The sequence below is a fragment of the Azotobacter beijerinckii genome, from assembly GCF_900110885.1.
Taxonomy (GTDB): Bacteria; Pseudomonadota; Gammaproteobacteria; order Pseudomonadales; family Pseudomonadaceae; genus Azotobacter; species Azotobacter beijerinckii.
This window is the reverse complement of the sequence record NZ_FOFJ01000001.1, coordinates 82,928-100,156: the sequence shown is the minus strand read 5'-3', so window position 1 is coordinate 100,156 and position 17,229 is coordinate 82,928. Positions and strand designations below refer to the sequence as shown.

Sequence of the window (17,229 nt, the reverse complement as noted above, 5' to 3'; positions counted from 1 at the left end):
CGATCTCATCCGCGATCATTCGGGGTCGGTCGCGGGCGAGTCGCTCTTGCCAGAGAGGGCTGTCTTTCAGGCACCTGCCTAGCTTTTTACGGCTTCTTTACGGCGGACTCCCGGCCGAGCGGCGATACTGGGTTCCTATCCAGGCCGCTCCATGCTTCCCCATCCATGACTCCCTCGCCGCCGAATGCCGCATCCCCCGACCTTTCTCCTCCGCCCGCGACGCCGCCCGGAGCCGGTAGACGTGCCCGGCACGGCCGGCTCAGGGTCTATCTCGGCGCGGCGCCCGGCACGGGCAAGACCTTCGCCATGCTTCAGGCCGCCGGGGAGTCGCTGCGCCAGGGCCTCGACCTGAGGGTCGCCAGTGTCGAGGCTGCCGGTCGTGCCGATCTCGAGGCGCGGCTCACCGCCCTTCCGGGTGGTCGGGACAGGGCCGCCGAGCTGGATCTCGACGCCTTGCTGGCCAGGCCGCCGGCCCTGCTGCTGATCGATCGGCTGGCCCACGCCAATCCACCGGGTAGCCGTCATGCCTACCGCTGGCAGGATGTGCAGGAGCTGCTCGCCGCGGGCATCGACGTCCACACCACGCTCGACGTGCTGCACTTGGAAAGCCTGAAGAATCGGGTCGAGGCGCTCACCGGACAGCCGGTGGCGGAGACGGTGCCCGACTGGGTACTGGACGAAGCCTATGAGGTGGTGTTGGTCGATCGCCCGCCGGCCGAGCTGCCCGTCCAGGGCTACGATCTGGCGACTCTGGCCGCGCTGCGTGCCCTGGCCCTGCAGGTGGCGGCCGGGCGTGCCGATGGCGAACTGCAGCGCCGCTATCGTTCCTCGGGCCGGGAGGCTCCGGCCGTGCTCGGCCGCCTGCTGGTGGCGGTGGATGGCGACGAGCAGGCCGAACACCTGGTGCGCCATGCCAGCCGGGTGGCGCGGCGTCGCCAGTTGCCCTGGAGCCTGGTCCATGTGGACGGCGGCCGGTTGCGCAGCGCGGAGTCCCGCCGGCTGCTGCAGGCGGCTCAGCAACTGGCCGAGCGCTTGGGCGGCGAGGTGGTCGGCCTGCTCGGGGATGAGGTGGCCGATACCCTGCTGCGTCATGCCCGGGAGCGGCGTGCCAGCGTACTGTTGGTCGGCAGTCGCCGCCCCGGCTGGTTCGGCAGGGGCGTCGCGGAGCGCTTGCTGCGCCGGGCGCGCGGCCTGGAAATCGACGTACTGGCCGGCGAGGAGGCGGTGTCCGCCCCGGCATTCGCGCCCCGCGAGCGCTCGGCAGGCCTCTCGGACTACGCCCTGGCGTTGCTCGCCACGCTGTTGGCCAGCGTGGCGGCCTGGGGGATTTCCCGGGTTCTCGCGCTGCCGAACATATCCCTGGTGTTTCTCGTCGCGGTCCTGCTGGTCGCCGTACGCAGCGGCTTCGGCCCCGCACTGGCCTGCGCGCTGCTGTCCTTCTTTGCCTACGACCTGTTGTTCATCTCGCCGGCCTTTTCGCTGACCGTGAAGAGTCAGGCCGATGTGCTGACTCTGATGTTCTTTCTCTTCATGGCGGCGCTGACCGGCAACCTGGCGACCCGTCAGCGTCGGCAAATGCAGGCGCTGCGCGAAACCCAGGTGGAAACCTCGGCGCTGCTCGAACTCACCCGCAAGCTGAGCGCTGCCACCGACCGCCGTGCGGTGCTGGCCGCCGCCGTGCAGCAGTTTTCCGCCTGGCGCGAACTCGACGTCTGCCTGCTCGGTCCCGACGGCGCCGGCGGGCTGCGGGTCGAGGCGGGTGTCTCGGCCGGTCTCGGCGAGCACGAGCAGGCCGCCGCCGACTGGGTCTGGCAGCACGAGCTGCCGGCCGGTCTGGGTACCGATACCCTGCCGGATGGGCGCTGGTGGTGGTGGCCGTTGTCCGGCGAGGAAGGGCCGCTGGCCCTGCTCGGCATTGCCCCCCGGGACCGCCAGCCGCTGCCGGCGATTCGCCGCCGCCTGCTGGTCGCTCTCGGCCAGCCGCTGGCCCAGGCCCTGGCGCGGGCCCAGTTGGCCCAGCAACTGGAGGCCGCCCGCCTGCGCGGGGAAACCGAGCAGTTGCGCAGCGCCCTGCTGGCCTCGGTGTCCCACGACCTGCGCACGCCGCTGACGGTGATGCACGGCGCCATCGACAGCCTGCTGACCCTGGACGGGCAGATCGGCGCGGCGGACCGTCGCGAGCTGCTGGAAAGCACCCGCGACGAGGCCGAGCGGCTGGACCGCTATATCCAGAACCTGCTGGACATGACCCGCCTCGGCCACGGCGCGCTCAAGCTGGAGCGCGACTGGGTGGCACCGGTGGACATCGTCGCCACGTCCCTGCAGCGCCTGCGCCCGGTGCTGGCGCCCTTCGCCCTGGAAACCCGCATCCCGGCGGAGCTGCCGCTGCTTCACGTGCACGCGGCACTGATCGAGCAGGCGCTGGTCAACGTGCTGGAAAACGCCGCGCGCTTCTCGCCCCCCGGCGGGCGGCTGTGCGTGGCGGTAGAAAGCGACGGCGCCGAGCTGCGTCTATCGGTGAGCGACCAAGGGCCAGGCATTCCGCCCGCCGAGCGGGAGAAGATCTTCGACATGTTCTACACCGCTGCGCGCGGCGACCGTGGCGGGCCGGGCACCGGACTGGGGCTGGCGATCTGTCAGGGGATCCTCGGCGCTCATGGCGGGCGGATAACGGTGGGTGATGGCCTGGACGGGCAGGGCGCCACCTTGATCCTGCACCTGCCGCTGCAACCGCAGCCGCTGGGCGAGGCCGAGTGCGACGATGAGTCGACCGGAGGCAGCCGATGAACGGCGCGTCGCAGAGCATCCTGGTGGTCGACGATGAAGCACAGATCCGCAAGTTCCTGCGCATCAGCCTCGTTGCCCATGGCTATCGGGTTCTGGAGGCCGGCAGCGGCCGCGAGGGGTTGGTCCTGGCGGCAGAGGTGCGGCCCGACCTGCTGGTGCTCGACCTCGGTCTGCCGGACATGGACGGCAAGGAGTTGCTCGCCGAGCTGCGCCGGAACTCCCAGATGCCGGTGCTGGTACTTTCGGTACGCGCCGGCGACAGCGAGAAGGTACTGGCCCTGGACGGCGGCGCCAACGACTACGTGACCAAGCCCTTCAGCATCCGCGAGCTGCTCGCCCGGGTGCGCGCGCTGCTGCGCCGGCCGGCGCAGCCCGGCGAGCCGCCGGGCACGGTGTGCTGCGGCCCGTTGGCGGTGGACCTGGACGGCCGGCGGGTCAGCCTGGAAGATCGGGAAATCATCCTGACCCGCAAGGAATACGATGTGCTGGTCGCGCTCGCCCGCCATCCGGGGCGCGTCGTCACCCAGCAGCAACTGCTCAGGGATATCTGGGGCCCGACCCATGTCGAGGACAGCCATTACCTGCGGGTGGTAGTCGGCCACCTGCGCCAGAAACTCGGCGACGACCCCGCCGATCCCCGCTTTATCATCACCGAGGCGGGCATCGGCTATCGCCTGCGCGAGCATGCCCCGTGAGGTGGCAAGCTTTCCCTCGCCACGGCCGGATAGCCAGCCATTTTCCAGGAGTTAATCCATGAGCGAACTCGCCTTGCAGTCGAGCCATCCACCCCGCCACGGCTCGTCCGCCCTGGGCTTGTTGATTGCCGCCACCGGCGTGGTCTATGGCGACATCGGCACCAGTCCCTTGTACACCCTGAAGGAGGTCTTCGCCGGCCATTACGGGGTGGAGGCCGACCACGACGGGGTACTGGGCGTTCTCTCGCTGATCTTCTGGTCGCTGCTCTGGGTGGTGTCGATTAAGTACGTGCTGTTCATCCTGCGCGCCGACAACGAGGGGGAGGGCGGGGCGATGGCGCTGACAGCCTTGGCGCGGCGTGCCACCATTGGCCAACCGCGCCTGAGTCGGGCGCTGGTGCTGCTCGGGCTGTTCGGCGTCGCGCTGTTCTACGGCGACAGCATGATCACTCCGGCGATCTCCGTACTGTCGGCGGTCGAGGGTCTGGAGCTCGCTTTCGAGGGCGTCGGCCAGTGGGTGATCCCTCTGGCGCTCGCGGTGCTGGTTGCCCTGTTCCTGATCCAGAAGCACGGCACGGCGCGTATCGGCATCCTCTTCGGTCCGGTGATGGTGGTTTGGTTCGGGGTGCTGGGCCTGCTCGGCATCTATGGCATCCTGCAGCATCCCGAGGTGCTGCAGGCGCTGAATCCCTGGTGGGCGGCGAACTTCTTCCTCGTCCATTCGGGCGTCGGCGTGACGATTCTCGGCGCGGTGGTGCTGGCGCTGACCGGCGCCGAGGCGCTCTACGCCGACATGGGCCACTTTGGCCGCCGGCCGATTGCCCGTGCCTGGTTCCTGTTGGTGCTGCCGGGGCTGGTGCTCAACTACTTCGGCCAGGGCGCGCTGCTGCTGGCGGACCCGGAGGCGGCGCGCAACCCCTTCTATCTGCTGGCCCCGGAATGGGCGCTGCTGCCGATGATCGCCTTGTCCACACTGGCGACCATCATCGCCTCCCAGGCGGTGATCTCCGGGGCCTTCTCCCTGACCCGCCAGGCGATGCAGCTCGGCTATGTGCCGCGCATGCAGGTCCAGCACACCTCCAGCGCCGAGGAGGGGCAGATCTACGTCGCCACGGTGAACTGGGCGCTGATGGTCGGGGTGGTGCTGCTGGTGCTCGCCTTCGAGAGCTCCGGGGCACTGGCCTCGGCCTATGGGGTGGCAGTGACCGGCACCATGCTGATCACCACCCTGCTGGTAGCGGCGGTGATGCTGCTGCTGTGGAAGATGCCGCGATGGCTGGCGATCCCGTTGCTGCTCGGCTTCCTGCTGGTAGACAGCCTGTTCTTCGCCGCCAACGTGCCGAAGATCGTCCAGGGCGGCGCCTTCCCGGTGATCGCCGGGATCGGCCTGTTCATCCTGATGACCACCTGGAAGCGCGGCAAGGAAACCCTCTTCGAACGCCTCGGCGAAACCGCGCTGCCGCTGCCGGCCTTCATCGACAGCGTGCGCCTGCAGTCGCCGCACCGGGTGCAGGGTACCGCGGTGTTTCTCACCGCGCGGCCGGATGTGGTGCCCCATGCGCTGTTGCACAACCTGCTGCACAACCAGGTGCTGCACGAGCGGGTGGTGCTGCTCACGGTGGTGGTCGAGGACAGCCCGCGGGTGCCGGAGGAACGGCGCTTCCAGGTTGACGGCTACGGCGAGGGCTTCTACCGCGTAGTGCTGCACTTCGGCTTCATGGACGAGCCGGACATTCCCGCCGCCCTGCGTCTGAGTCATCTCGAGGAGCTGGACTTCAGCCCCATGCGCACCACCTACTTCCTCAGCCGGGAAACCGTCATCCTGAGCAAGCGCATCGGCATGGCCCACTGGCGCGAAGCGCTGTTCATCTTCCTGCAGAAGAGCGCCAACAGCAGCATGCGCTACTTCCAGCTGCCGGCGAACCGGGTGATCGAGCTGGGGACGCAGGTGGAGATTTAGAGGGTCTCCGGGATGTGATGGGGGATCGGAAACGGTCCCGCTCGCTGACACCGCCGCGGGCCATTACATGCGCCGCACGCAAACCTTCTGCGTCAAGGGATACGCCGGGGGACCGAACTGGTTGTAGACCGCGACATCCGCCGCATCGCGGCCATAGCCGATCGCCACGTAGCCGCCCCGCAGCTCGGCCTGCGTCGGGTCGAAGGTATACCAGCGCCCGCCGACGTACGCCTCGAACCAGGCGTGCAGGTCCATGGGCTCCAGCCCTTCGAGATACCCCACCACCATGCGTGCCGGAATGCACAGGCTGCGGCACAAGGCGATGCCGAAGTGGGAGAGATCGCGGCATACGCCCGCCTGCCTGGCGTTGATCTCCACCGCCGACAGCGGGATGTCGCTGCAGCCTGGGGTATAGCGGATCGTGGCGCGCAGCCAGGCCTCGATGGCTGCAACCTGATCGTAGCCCGCCCATCGACCCGCGGTGATCGAGGCCGCCATTTGGCCGAAGCGGTCCGATTCGCAGTAGCGGCTGGGCAGCAGGTAGCAGAGCACGGCATCGGGCAGGTTCTGGATATCGACGAAGGGCGCCCCGGGGGCGCGATCCATGTAGTCCACGGTCATGACTTCGGCGGCGGTATACAGCGCGAAGTGCCCGGGCGAGACGGTCAGCCGCTGGCAGAGGTTACCGTAGCCATCGGTGAATTCGAACGCGGGGACGCTCGGCACCAGCCGGTATTCCTCGCGGGCCACCCATTGCTGCGCACCGCTGCGCGGTCGCAGCATGAGCACGAAATGCGTCGGTATCGTGATATCGAAGGTCAGGTCACAGCTCGTATATAGCCACATATGGCAAGTCCCTTGAGGGGCGAGGTGAGCCAATCAATATAGCGCCACTGGCAAGTCGAATGAATGACGCCCCTAAACGGGCGATGCTGGTTTGTCGGCCGCCCGTGCGGATCTGTGCCTCACGCGCAGGGAGCGACCGGGCGGGTTGCCTTGACGCCCGGTTTCTCGGGGATTGCCGTCGAGCCGTTCCGGGCATCCACCATCGTCCGATGCGCGCAGGACGGGGGAGTGTCCCGAGGGGGCTGGCCAGCTTACAGGACGGTGAAGATGTCCTCGGCGGGCAGGCGCGACTTCGGCAGCTTGGCGTTGAAATCGTCGTCGCTGCGATAGCCCAGGCTGACGATCACCACGCTGGTGAAGCCACGCTCGCGCAGGCCCAGCTCCTCGTCGAGCTTGCCGAAGTCGAAGCCCTCGATGGGCGTGGCGTCCACGCCGAGGGCGGCGGCGCCGAGCAGCAGGGTGCCGAGGGCCAGGTAGACCTGCTTCTCCATCCAGTGCTGCAGATCCTTGCGGTCGTAGCGGTGCAGGTTGACGTAGGAGCTGCGCACGTTGCCCTGGCCGGCCTTGCCTTCCGGATTGGCGAAGCGGCCGTCGAGGTCTTCTTGGTTCAGTACGGCCTTGAGGTGGGCTGCGTCCAGGTCGGTGCGGGCACAGAGCACCACGACGTGGGAGGCGTTGAGGATCTTCGCCTCGTTATAGGCGTAGCCGGCCTGGGTCGCCTTGGCGACGCGGGCCTTGCCTTCCTCGCTGGCGGCGATGACGTGGTGCCAAGGCTGCGAGTTCACCGAGGACGGGCTGTAGCGCAGCAGGGTGCGCAGTTCCTCCAGGGTGTTCTCGGGAATCTTCCGGGCCGGGTCGTAGGCCTTGGTGGTGTAGCGGGTCTTGGCGGCGGTGGCGATGGTCAAGGTTCGATCTCCTGTCGAGGGTTTCCGTTATCGATTGGTGGTCTCCGCTCCCGCCGTGGGACGCGGCGAGCGGGGTGGGTGGATGTTCGGCCGTGCGGCTTTCCATGAAAAGCCGCAAAGTCAGCCAACACTTTCTCTCAAGGAGTGAAAATGATCCGCCTGGAGGATCTGGCCCTGTTCGTCCGTTCCGCCGCCCTCGGCAGTTTTTCCGGTGCCGCGCGGGAGGTCGACCTGCTGCCCGGGCAGGTCAGCGCGGCGATCAAGCGCCTGGAGCGGGAGCTGGACATCCGCCTGTTCGCCCGTTCGACGCGCAGCCTGCGGCTGACCGCCGAGGGCGAGCAGTACCTGCCCTATGCCGAGCGGGTGCTGGAAACCCTGCGCGAAGGCCACGAGCGCCTGCACCGGGAGCGGGCCGAGCTGCAGGGCCTGCTGCAGGTCAGCGCGCCCTCCGACCTGGGGCGCAACCTGCTGCTGCCCTGGCTCTCGGAGTTCTGCCGCGAGCATCCGCGGCTGACCCTGCGCCTGCTGCTGTCCGACCAGGTCGCCGACATCTTCCGCGATCCTATCGACGTGGCGATCCGCTACGGGCCCATGGAGGACGCCAGCTTCGTCGCCCTGCCGCTGGCGCCGGACAACCGCCGGGTGCTGGTGGCCGCGCCGGATTACCTGGCGCGCAGCGGGCGGCCGCACACGCTCGACGAACTGGCCGGGCACGCCTGCCTGGTCTATCTGCTGGGCGGGCGGGCCCATGACAAGTGGGGGTTCGAGGAGGAGGGGCGCCGGCGGGTGATCGCGGTGCGTGGGGTGCTGCTCAGCGACGACGCCGACGTGGTGCGCCGCTGGGCCATCGCCGGGCACGGCATCGCCTACAAGTCCTGGCTGGACGTCGGCGAGGATGTGGCCGCCGGGCGCCTGCAGGTGCTGCTCGGGGATTGCCTGGGCGAGCTGGCGCCGCTGCACCTGGTCTGTCCGCACCGCAAGCAGTTCTCGCCGGCGGTCCAGCAGTTCCACGCCCTGCTCAAGAGCCGTTTCGCGGAGCTGGGCGAGCGCCTGCGGCGGCTGGCCGAGGCGCCCTGAGCGCTCAGCGGTTCACATCCACCACGATCCGGCCGCGAACCTTCCCGGCGAGCAACTCGCCGGCCATGGGGATGGTCTCGTCCAGACCGATCTCGCGGGTGATCTCGTCCAGCAGCGCTAGATCGAGGTCGCGGGCCAGGCGTTCCCAGGCGGCGATGCGCTCCGCGCGGGGACGCATCACGCTGTCGATGCCGGCCAGGGTGACGCCGCGCAGGATGAAGGGCGTCACCGTGGCCGGGAAGTCCATGCCCTGGGCCAGGCCGCAGGCGGCGACGGTGCCGCCGTAGCGGGTCGCGGCGCAGGCGTTGGCCAGAGTATGGCTGCCCACCGAGTCGATCACCCCGGCCCAGCGCTCCCTGGCCAGTGGCCGACCGGGCTCGGAGAGCGTGGCGCGGTCGATGATCTCGCCGGCGCCGAGCCTCTTCAGGTAGTCGGCCTGTTCCGGCCGGCCGGTGGAGGCCACCACCCGGTAGCCGAGGCGGGCGAGCAGGGCGATAGCGACGCTGCCGACGCCGCCGTTGGCACCGGTGACCAGGACCTCGCCCTGCTCTGGCGTAACGCCGTGGCGCTCCAGGGCCAGCACCGAGAGCATCGCGGTGTAGCCGGCGGTGCCGACGGCCATCGCCTGGCGCGGCGTGAAGCCCCGGGGCAGGGGGATCAGCCAGCGGCCGTCCAGCCGAACCTTCTGCGCCAGCCCGCCCCAATGCTGCTCGCCGACGCCCCAGCCGTTGAGCAGTACCGCATCGCCGGGCTTGAAGTCCGGGCTGGCACTGGACTCGACCGTTCCGGCCAGGTCGATCCCCGGCACCATCGGGAACTTGCGCACCACCGATCCTTTGCCGGTGATCGCCAGCGCATCCTTGTAGTTGAGCGTGCTGTAGTCCACCCGCACGGTCACGTCGCCTTCGGGCAGTTGCGCCTCGTCCAGCGTGGTGCTCCGCGCACGGTAACCCGTCTCGTCCTTCTCGATCAGAATCGCCTTGAACATGCCGTTTCTCCTATTTAGACCGATCTTCTATGGCGTGCCGAAAAATATGCCCTGACTTTCGCGAGCGTACCTGGCCTTTTCTTGCAGTCACTTGAGTGATGCTGCGACCGCTGTGCGGCAGATTATAGACTTACCGTCTCTAAATAAAGGCCGGCAACAAGAGTCGGTACTGCACCGATTTCACTGACGCAAAAAAGCAGGCTTTTGTAAACTACATTTCCTTAAATCGGAAATGTAGAAAGGTGAAACCCTTTACCCCATAAAGACCATGCAACCACTGACACCAACAGCAATCAAAAGCGGGAAACGGCAATCCGATGGCGCAAGGCACGGACTGAGATGCAGGCAGTAGCGAGGGTTCCAGCCCGTGGGATGCGGGGAGCGAAGACCAGCGCGATGGCCTGCTTTGGCAAGCGAAGAGGAGGGGGCGGAGAGGTGGCTCGGGGGCGTCCTTGCTCGAGCGGGGGGCGTTCCTGCCGAAGGTCCGGCGAGGTTTTGCAGGCTGCCGGCGGGCCTTATGCCGCCACGGGGTCCATGGCGAGAGGCCGACCAGCGCGTTCGAGGAAGTCGAGGGCGGCCCACTTGGCTTTTTCTACCGCCTGGCGGTGCCGGTCGCCGGAGTCCAGGCTCTGCTGCAGAGTACGACGGAACTCGGACTGCAGGTTGTCCAGCAGCCGGCGCTGCTCGCCGGTCAGGGTGGCAGGGTGGCCACTGGCGAAGCCCATCACCGAATCGATTGCCCTGGCGGCATCGAGATGGAAGCTCCGCTCCGGGGCTCCGCAGATGCAGCTCTCGGCTCGCTGTGCGAGCAGCTTCACCTTCTCGCATAGTTCCCGGTACAGCGGGATGAATTGCAGATCGGCAACAGCAGCGGTGCGTTCCCATGCACCCATGGCATCCCTGTGGCTCTGCTGTTCTGCCGCACGGTAAGAGTCCAGGCGAGACTCGCCTCTGGTCGAAATGATTCCCCAATCGTTCATGCTGCAGCCTCCTCTTCAAGGGCTGACCTGCCTTGCCGGGCCGGGTCCTGAACCGGCAGGCGGGGTGCGCCCAGATCGTTGGCGTTCCGGCGGATCGGCGCCGGAGACGTTCCTCTCGAACCTTGCATGGGAGTTACCGCGACCGTTCGCCGCAGTCCCCATGGCGAATGGATAACTGATTGTTAGAGAGATAATCAACTGTTGCGTTACAAAGTGCCACTCGCTAAAGGTTGTAAGTCCGACTGTTCGCGAATCGTCCGACGGGGTTGGCCAATCCCCTAGCGGAGCGGCTAGGATGTACGATCACTCATCAACCTGTAAGGAAAAGGTCCATGTTGGCCGAGCTATTTGCCGTGATGGCGCCGATCTTCATCGTGGCCGGAGTCGGCTATTTCTGGGTGCGCTTTGGTCAGGTCTATCCCACGGACTTCGTCACCCGCCTGATTCTCAACATCGGTACGCCCTGCCTGGTGTTGTCTACCCTGAGCAATTCCCAGATCGATCCGCGGGCCTTCGGCCAGATGGCCGCTGCCTGTGTGGCGGTGACTTTCTCCATGGGGCTGGTCGGCCTGTTGCTCAGCCGGCTGCTGCGCTACGACTGGAAAGTACTGGTGCCGGCCTACCTGTTCCCCAATTCCGGCAACATGGGGTTGCCGATCAGCCTCTATGCCTTTGGCGAGGAGGGGCTGGCGCTGGCGGTGGCCTTCTTCTTGGTGCTTTCGGTGGGACACTTCACCCTGGGCATGGTGCTTTCCGGCGCCGAGCAATCCCTCAGGAAGCTTCTGGTCAACCCGATCATTGTCAGTCTCGGACTGGCTTTACCGATCCTGCTGCTCGACCTCGAACTGCCGCGCTGGCTAGGTAATACCGTGCAACTGCTCGGCGGTATGACCATCCCGCTGATGCTGGTCACCCTCGGCGTGTCGCTGGCCAGCATCCGTACCCGCCAACTCGGTCAGGGGATGCTGCTCGGTGCGCTGCGGCTGCTCTGCGGGGCCGGCGTGGCTTGGGGCGTCGCTCTGGCGCTGGGGTTGTCACCGCTAGCGCAGGGCGTGTTGGTCATGCAATCGGCGATGCCGGTGGCGGTATTCAACTACCTGTTCGCCGTGCGCGCCGGACGCTCCCCGGAGCGGGTGGCGAGCCTGGTGCTGTGCTCGACCTTTCTGGCATTCGGTTTTCTTCCGCTGCTGCTGGCCTGGTGCCTGTCGGTAGTTCGTTGAGTCGATGAATGACGCGGGCGACGACGTTCTACCCCATCAGGTGGTTCAGGTTGGGCAGGATCAGGAGCACCGTGATGGCGAAAACGATCAGGCCGACTTGCCTGACCTTTTGGGGTTGTTTGAACATGCTCTGCCTTTCTTATTGTTTTATTGTCGATATAGCGTTGGGTCCTTTTTACAAGGCATATCTTGTGCCACAAGGCGGCTTCTTCCCGCGGTGAAAAGGAACCGACTCGTAGAAAAGACTCTAAGGGGTTCCCGTTCGATGCTTAGAATTTTTTAGGTATGTTTTTTGGCTACTTATATTTATTGGGTACCTTTGCCGACCAGTCCAGCGATTGCCACCATGTGTTAGAGCATTTTCCGGGGAATTCCGCAGCCATTACCGTCTGTCCGAAAGCGCTGAATCAAGCGGGGTTCGGCGCTGAGTGGTGGCCTGTGGCCAAAAAAGGCGCAGGCGCACTCTATTAATGTGCGGTGTATTGAATTTATTGGCAGAAGTGATTGGCTGTGCTGTTGCCCTCGCAGTACGGTGATGCTTTCTTGGGCGAAGGGAGTCACGTCGATGACTCGGTGCAAACTTTCCAGCGCGTCTACTCTGGCCTGCCTGACTGGGTTGGCACTTGTGGCTTTGATCGGCTTGGCTCTGGCTTCGTCGATCCATAGTCCGTGGGGAGTGGTGCAGCTGTTCTTCAGTAGCCTCTTCGTTTCCCTGGCCCTGGCTTGGCCCATGGTGGCACCCTTCCGCTATGGCAAGCTGGTACTGCGGATCCGACTCACAGGCTAAACGCATGAATTTTTTGAAAAAAGCTTTGCTTTCTGGTCGTCGTTCGGATAAATTACGCGCCGTCGACGGGTGAGAAGGGTCCGTAGATGTCCGGTGGGGTGTCCGAGCGGTTGAAGGAGCACGCCTGGAAAGTGTGTATACGGGAAACCGTATCGTGGGTTCGAATCCCACCTCCACCGCCATATTGAAGCTGAGAGCCCCCGTAATTGGGGGCTTTCGCGTTTCAGCGGCTTTTCATGTGCCATTCAGCATGCCACCCGAGAGGAAAGGGCGTGCCTTACTAGATCTGCTGAGTTAGAGCATTTTCACTTTATTCAGAATCATAGCCGGCTGCTTTGAAGTAGTTCCTGCCGTCGTCCGCTGAGAGTTGCCCGATCGCCTCGCCAATGCTCTGCCACAGTTCGGGCAGCGTCCGCGCCGCCGCCTTTCGCAGCAGCGCCTTGAGCTTGGAGAAGGCCATCTCGATCGGGTTCAGATCGGGACTATAGGGTGGCAGGTAGCGCAGGGTGGCTCCTGCGCCTTCGATGGCCCGACGTACCCCCGCGACCTTGTGGGCCGGCAGGTTGTCCATCACCACAAGGTCGCCGGCTGTCAGTTCGGGAACCAGAACCTGCTCGACATAGGCTAGGAAGGCCGGGCCGTTCATCGCGCCATCGAGGATCAGCGGGGCCGTCAGGCCACCCCGCCGCAGACCGGCCGTGAACGTCGTGGTTTTCCAGTGCCCATGCGGGACTGCGGCCAGGCAGCGCTCCCCGCGCAACGCGCGACCATACAGCCGGGCCATCTTCGTCGAGGCGCCGGTCTCGTCGATGAAGACGATCCGGGCGGGGTCCAGCAGCGGTTGCTCGGTCATCCAGGCCTCGCGGGCCTGCTTCACGTCCGGGCGCTGTTGCTCGGCGGCGTGTGCCGTCTTTTTTTATAGGTCAGCCCCTGCCGCTCGAGGAACTTCCAAACCGTGGTGGTGCCCACGCTCAGGCCATGTTCGGCTCGCAGGTGCGCCACGATCTCGGCCAGGGTCAGGTCGCAGGTCCGCTCTACCAGGGCAAGCAGGTCGTCCCGGTGGGGATCCAGGCAGGAGCCCCGTGGCTTGCCTTGCCGACGGGCAGACGACTCGCCCTGTTCGCGCCAGCGGCGCACCCAGCGGGTCGCTGTCGTGATGCCCACGCCGAAGCGCCGGGCAGCCTGGCGAATCGAGCCATCGCTCAGGGCCGCTTCGATCACGCGGCTGCGCAGATCCACACTGTAGGCTCTTGCCATGCGAGTCTTCCGAATCCCGAATCAATGTTGGGATAGCCAATCAGAGACCTCCACCCGAGGCAACTCCCAGGCGACGGACAAACCATTTTTTAGAGAAAATGCTCTAGTGTCTCAACACGCCTCAATCTGCGGATATAATCTACGCAGCTTGACCCTGGCATCGCGGGTGGTGAACTGCCAATGGATCTTGGCATCGAGCTGGTTGCGGCGTTGCTGCCATGCGGCGACCTCCTTGCGCATTCGCTCGAGGGAAGCGCCTGATAAAGGTCTCGTACAGCGAGGCGGCACTCAGACCACCGGATGGGCTGGATCATGGGGGCGGCTGTAGACATCGAGCACCTGCTCCATGGCCGCCACGAATTCCCCGCTGGCCTTCGGCGGGATCACCCAGCCAACCTTGCGCCACGGCTTGAGTTCGTTTTTTTTAGGGCACGTCGCACCGTCTCCGACGACAGCGAGTCCACATATTCCAACTCCACCGCACGCTCGGCCAGCAGCTTGAGCGTCCAGCGCGCATGGCCTTCGGGAGCAGGTCCGCAGCTCAGGGCGATCAGGCGTGCCTCGAGTTCGCCGTCGATCTTGCGGGCGTATTCGCGCTGGGGTTTCTTTCTCACCAGCACCGACTCCAGACCTTCCTGCACGCAACGCCGCTTGAGGTTGTCGATCTTGCGTTGGCTCACGCCCAGCATCTGGGCGATCTGTGCACTGGTCTTGCGCGGCCCCGGGTCTTGCGAGCGGTCGCAGGCCAGCAGGATCAGGGCGTTGATGACTTGGATTGCCGCGGTCCTGCCTTTGCTTGTCAGCTCTTGCAACCGCGCTCTTTCTTGAGGACTGAGGATGATTCTGTAATGTTCCATGCCGACATTATGCATGACGCAGATTTAGATGTGTCATAATACTAGAGGCCTCGGAATTACTGGTGGTTCCCCCAGCTCCCCTGCGAAAACACAAAGGCCGGGAGGCAATTCCACGGGTAGGCACCAAAGGCCGGGATTCGGGGATGGGGTCGCATGCGACTTACACTCTCGTGAAGTCTCAGGGAACCAAGAGAACCCCTCTCACGTCTCGCGCCGGAACTCCACCACGTTGCCGGCGACCAGCTTGTCCAGGTGATCGGCATACCACGCCATCATCATCTTGCGCTGCTCCAGATAGGTGCTCTTGTCGTAGACGCCTTGACGTGGGGTAGCTGGGCCTCGACGTGCTGCGAGTTAAAGCCGTTTTCGTTGAGGGTGGTGCTGGCCAGATGGCGGAAGCCGTGGCCGGTCTGCCGCCCCTCGTAGCCGAGGCGGCGCAGGGCCATCAGTAACACGGTGTTGCTGCGCGGCTTGGTGGTGTCACTGCGTCCAGGGAACAGCAGCGGGTAAGTGCCGGTGATGTTGTGCAGTTCATGCAGTAGCGCGACCGCCTGGCGGGGCAGGGGCACCAGATGTTCGCGGCGGCGCTTCATCCACTCGGCGGGGATCAGCCACAGGCCGGCATCGAGGTCGAACTCGGACCAGCGGGTTTCCCGGATCTCGGACGGGCGACAGGCCAGCATGGCCAGCAGTTGCAGGCCGATGTGCACGTCGGTGGCGTGGGGGTAAGACTGGATTGCGCGCAGCAGCGCCGGCAGCTCATCGAGTGGGGCGTGGGCGTAGTTCTCGACGGGCTTGGTCAGTAGGAGCTTGTGCAGACCTTCGAGCGGGTTGTGGGTGGCGCGACCAGTGACTCGGGCAAGGTCGTAAATCTCCCGGCACATACCGCGCACACGGCTGGTCTGCATCAATGATGCCGGTCTGTTCCACGCCGCGGAGGAACTCCATCCACTCCATGGGCAGGATCGAGACATAGGGGCGCTTACCGAACACGGGGAACACATGCTTCTCCAAGGCGCCGATGGTGCGAACCGCCGTGCCTTCCGTCCAAGTCCTGCACTTGGTCGCGTACCACTCGCGGGCCAGGTGCTCGAACGTGTTGTTGGCCGCTTCGGCTTCGGCGACCTTTCTGGCGTGTTTCGTGGCGAGCAGGTTAACTGCCCCCGGATGAGTCGCTGCGCAGTTTGGCGGCCTCCTGGCGGGCCTGTGCGCCGGTTAATTGATGGTCGCCTGTGCCGTAGCCTCCAAGCCCGAGCCAAGACCATTTGCCGTCTGGCTTCTTGTAGTGCAGCTCCCACGACTTGCTGCCATTCGGTTTAACCCGGAAGTACAGGCCATTGCCGTCCAGCTCCCGGTATGCGGTGGCCTCTGGTTCCAGGGTGGCGAGCACGGTATCGGCCAGAGGGCGGCGCTTGATCTCGCTGCGCTTCATTGCTTGTATGCCTTCCGTTCAATTTTTTTGGAGGCATACACAGGCATACACGGCGAGCAATGGTATGTGGGGGCATGTAGGGGCATACAGAAACAAGAAAGCCCGCACAGGGCGGGCTTCTTGGGGTGTTTCGTAGACTGTCTGAGACTGGTCTAGATTGCTATTTGGTGGAGCCGGGGGGATTTGAACCCTCATCTAACCGTGTCGCTGTGTGTCTATTCAGCGTGTTCCGTGGCTGCCGCCGCTTCGCCTGTGTCGTTCCGTCTCGATTCGTCGCTATGTTTTCGACACTTTTTCGACGTTTTTCCGGCTTCATGCTTCGCAGTGTTGGGCCTTTTTTTGGGCGGTTTTTTCGCTTGGGGCTTGGTCGTGTTGCTGCCACCAGAATTTGCATTCGGGGGTTAGCAGGCGTTTTTCCTGTGCCTTTTCCGCTGTTTCCTGTTGGCGTTGGGCGACCGCCTGGGCGTTTTTCTCTGCTTCTTGACGTTTTTCTGCTTCTGCCCTTTCAACCGCACGCCTTCTTGCTTCTTCGGCTTGCTGGGTGTAGCGCTTTTCCATCTTATTGAGGGCCATTGTCGTTGTTTCGGTCATAGTCGTTACTGCTGTACCTACGATTAGCAGTCGTAGCACATAGAGTGCTACTCCTGTGCCTATTACGCCGACTACTACGGCTAGGAATGTCGATTTTTGGCCCCTCATTTTTCTCCAATCCTTCGGGCAAACCAGCGTTCGGCGGCTTTCCTGGTTATAGCTATCCCACGTTTTGATTCGGCGAGTCCGAGTGCGCTTTGGCTTCGTCGTAGTCGGGGCTCGTCTGGCCGCAGTCTGGGGCGATCTGGCCGCTTGCAAGCCATAGGGCGTACTGCGGGTAAAGCGTCACCAGCGCTGATAGCTCTTGGGTGCTGATCCGCGTTCTTTTGTCGTATCGAACGGTTCGCCATCTTGTTCCGCCGATCTCGGTTTTCTTGATCAGCTCGTCGATGGTTGCCTTATCAATAAGAGTTCTAATTCTTTCGTCTGCTAATTCCATTTCGTTCTTGTACATTACAAATGTATGGGTTGAATCCTACACCGGCTGGCGTATAGTTCGTTTGTAATTTACAAACGTGAATTACGAATGGATTGCCTATTTGGTCAATTTGTTCAGATCACACAATGGCACGCAATGAGACGAATAGTGACGGATTGATCATGGTACTGGAAGAGCTGGACGCCTCGAAGCTTGTCATCCCCCAACGGGATGTCGAGACGATTGAAGCCTTTGCGGAACGCAATGGACTGACCTATGACACTGCACGCGCCTGGGCTCACAAGGGCGTTATTCCGTCAGTGAAGCTGGGCAAGCGCCGGATGGTCAACAGCGCCCTGCTCCGCAACTGGCTGCTTGATCAGGAGTGGATGGCATGACTCGGATTCGTTTGTCTGCTGAAGTTCGTCG

The 17,229-nt window shown here is 64.4% G+C and carries 13 protein-coding genes, 1 tRNA gene and 2 pseudogenes; 7 read left to right on the top strand and 9 right to left on the bottom strand.

The features are described 5' to 3' along the window. Positions 1–165 precede the first annotated feature (165 nt). Genes BMY22_RS00440 through BMY22_RS00430 form a run of 3 tightly spaced genes read left to right on the top strand, consistent with a single transcriptional unit; the run spans position 166 to position 5,442 of the window. Positions 166–2,787, top strand: coding sequence for an ATP-binding protein (locus tag BMY22_RS00440; RefSeq protein ID WP_090618684.1), 2,622 nt, complete (start codon positions 166–168; stop codon positions 2,785–2,787). Continuing rightward, positions 2,784–3,482 (top strand): response regulator, encoded by a 699-nt coding sequence (locus BMY22_RS00435; protein WP_090618682.1) that lies wholly within the window; start codon positions 2,784–2,786, stop codon positions 3,480–3,482. Before BMY22_RS00440 ends, BMY22_RS00435 begins: the two co-directional genes overlap by 4 nt. A 58-nt stretch (positions 3,483–3,540) precedes the next feature. After that, a complete protein-coding gene (locus tag BMY22_RS00430) occupies positions 3,541–5,442 on the top strand; it encodes a potassium transporter Kup (RefSeq protein WP_090618681.1) in 1,902 nt (633 codons plus the stop codon). Positions 5,443–5,505: 63 nt separating this feature from the next. Here the strand turns inward: BMY22_RS00430 and BMY22_RS00425 are convergent, their stop codons facing one another. Beyond that, positions 5,506–6,225, bottom strand: a complete 720-nt coding sequence (locus BMY22_RS00425; protein ID WP_244158760.1) for a transglutaminase-like domain-containing protein — start codon at positions 6,223–6,225, stop codon at positions 5,506–5,508. Between the two features lie 314 nt (positions 6,226–6,539). Continuing rightward, positions 6,540–7,193 (bottom strand): oxygen-insensitive NAD(P)H nitroreductase, encoded by a 654-nt coding sequence (gene nfsB / locus BMY22_RS00420; protein WP_090618677.1) that lies wholly within the window; start codon positions 7,191–7,193, stop codon positions 6,540–6,542. A gap of 150 nt (positions 7,194–7,343) precedes the next feature. Between nfsB and BMY22_RS00415 the strand changes: the two genes are divergently transcribed. Beyond that, complete coding sequence (locus BMY22_RS00415; protein ID WP_090618676.1) at positions 7,344–8,270, top strand: LysR family transcriptional regulator; 927 nt, start codon at positions 7,344–7,346, stop codon at positions 8,268–8,270. Positions 8,271–8,274: 4 nt separating this feature from the next. Here the strand turns inward: BMY22_RS00415 and acuI are convergent, their stop codons facing one another. Both acuI and BMY22_RS00405 read right to left on the bottom strand, forming a co-directional pair. Next, complete coding sequence (acuI, locus tag BMY22_RS00410; protein WP_090618674.1) at positions 8,275–9,258, bottom strand: acrylyl-CoA reductase (NADPH); 984 nt, start codon at positions 9,256–9,258, stop codon at positions 8,275–8,277. Between the two features lie 515 nt (positions 9,259–9,773). Next, entirely contained in the window at positions 9,774–10,151 is a 378-nt protein-coding gene (locus tag BMY22_RS00405) for a hypothetical protein (protein WP_090618845.1), read from the bottom strand. A 419-nt stretch (positions 10,152–10,570) separates the two neighbouring features. Between BMY22_RS00405 and BMY22_RS00400 the strand changes: the two genes are divergently transcribed. Both BMY22_RS00400 and BMY22_RS00390 read left to right on the top strand, forming a co-directional pair. Further along, positions 10,571–11,458 (top strand): AEC family transporter, encoded by an 888-nt coding sequence (locus BMY22_RS00400; protein WP_090618673.1) that lies wholly within the window; start codon positions 10,571–10,573, stop codon positions 11,456–11,458. Between the two features lie 879 nt (positions 11,459–12,337). Beyond that, positions 12,338–12,427 (top strand) — tRNA-Ser (locus BMY22_RS00390). A 128-nt stretch (positions 12,428–12,555) separates the two neighbouring features. On the opposite strand, the gene BMY22_RS00385 is transcribed toward BMY22_RS00390, so the two are convergent. The 5 genes and pseudogenes from BMY22_RS00385 to BMY22_RS00370 all read right to left on the bottom strand — a co-directional run bounded on the left by BMY22_RS00385 (position 12,556) and on the right by BMY22_RS00370 (position 16,821). Then, positions 12,556–13,502, bottom strand: a protein-coding gene (locus BMY22_RS00385) for an IS630 family transposase (protein ID WP_090618670.1) whose coding sequence is annotated in 2 segments (ribosomal slippage) — positions 12,556–13,163 and positions 13,163–13,502 — 948 coding nt in all. Because the reading frame shifts where the segments join, the coding sequence is not laid out codon by codon here. A 111-nt stretch (positions 13,503–13,613) separates the two neighbouring features. Then, positions 13,614–14,359: pseudogene (locus BMY22_RS00380) on the bottom strand (helix-turn-helix domain-containing protein). A 201-nt stretch (positions 14,360–14,560) separates the two neighbouring features. Continuing rightward, positions 14,561–15,791 (bottom strand): annotated as a pseudogene (locus tag BMY22_RS00375) (tyrosine-type recombinase/integrase). Positions 15,792–16,103: 312 nt separating this feature from the next. Further along, a complete protein-coding gene (locus BMY22_RS23565) occupies positions 16,104–16,382 on the bottom strand; it encodes a hypothetical protein (RefSeq protein WP_143068433.1) in 279 nt (92 codons plus the stop codon). Positions 16,383–16,542: 160 nt separating this feature from the next. After that, on the bottom strand, positions 16,543–16,821 hold the full coding sequence (locus BMY22_RS00370) for a hypothetical protein (protein ID WP_090618844.1): 279 nt from the start codon (positions 16,819–16,821) through the stop codon (positions 16,543–16,545). A 161-nt stretch (positions 16,822–16,982) separates the two neighbouring features. Here BMY22_RS00370 and BMY22_RS00365 point away from each other — a divergent pair, with 161 nt between their 5' ends. After that, positions 16,983–17,198 (top strand): helix-turn-helix domain-containing protein, encoded by a 216-nt coding sequence (locus BMY22_RS00365; protein WP_090618668.1) that lies wholly within the window; start codon positions 16,983–16,985, stop codon positions 17,196–17,198. The last annotated feature ends 31 nt before the right edge of the window (positions 17,199–17,229 follow it).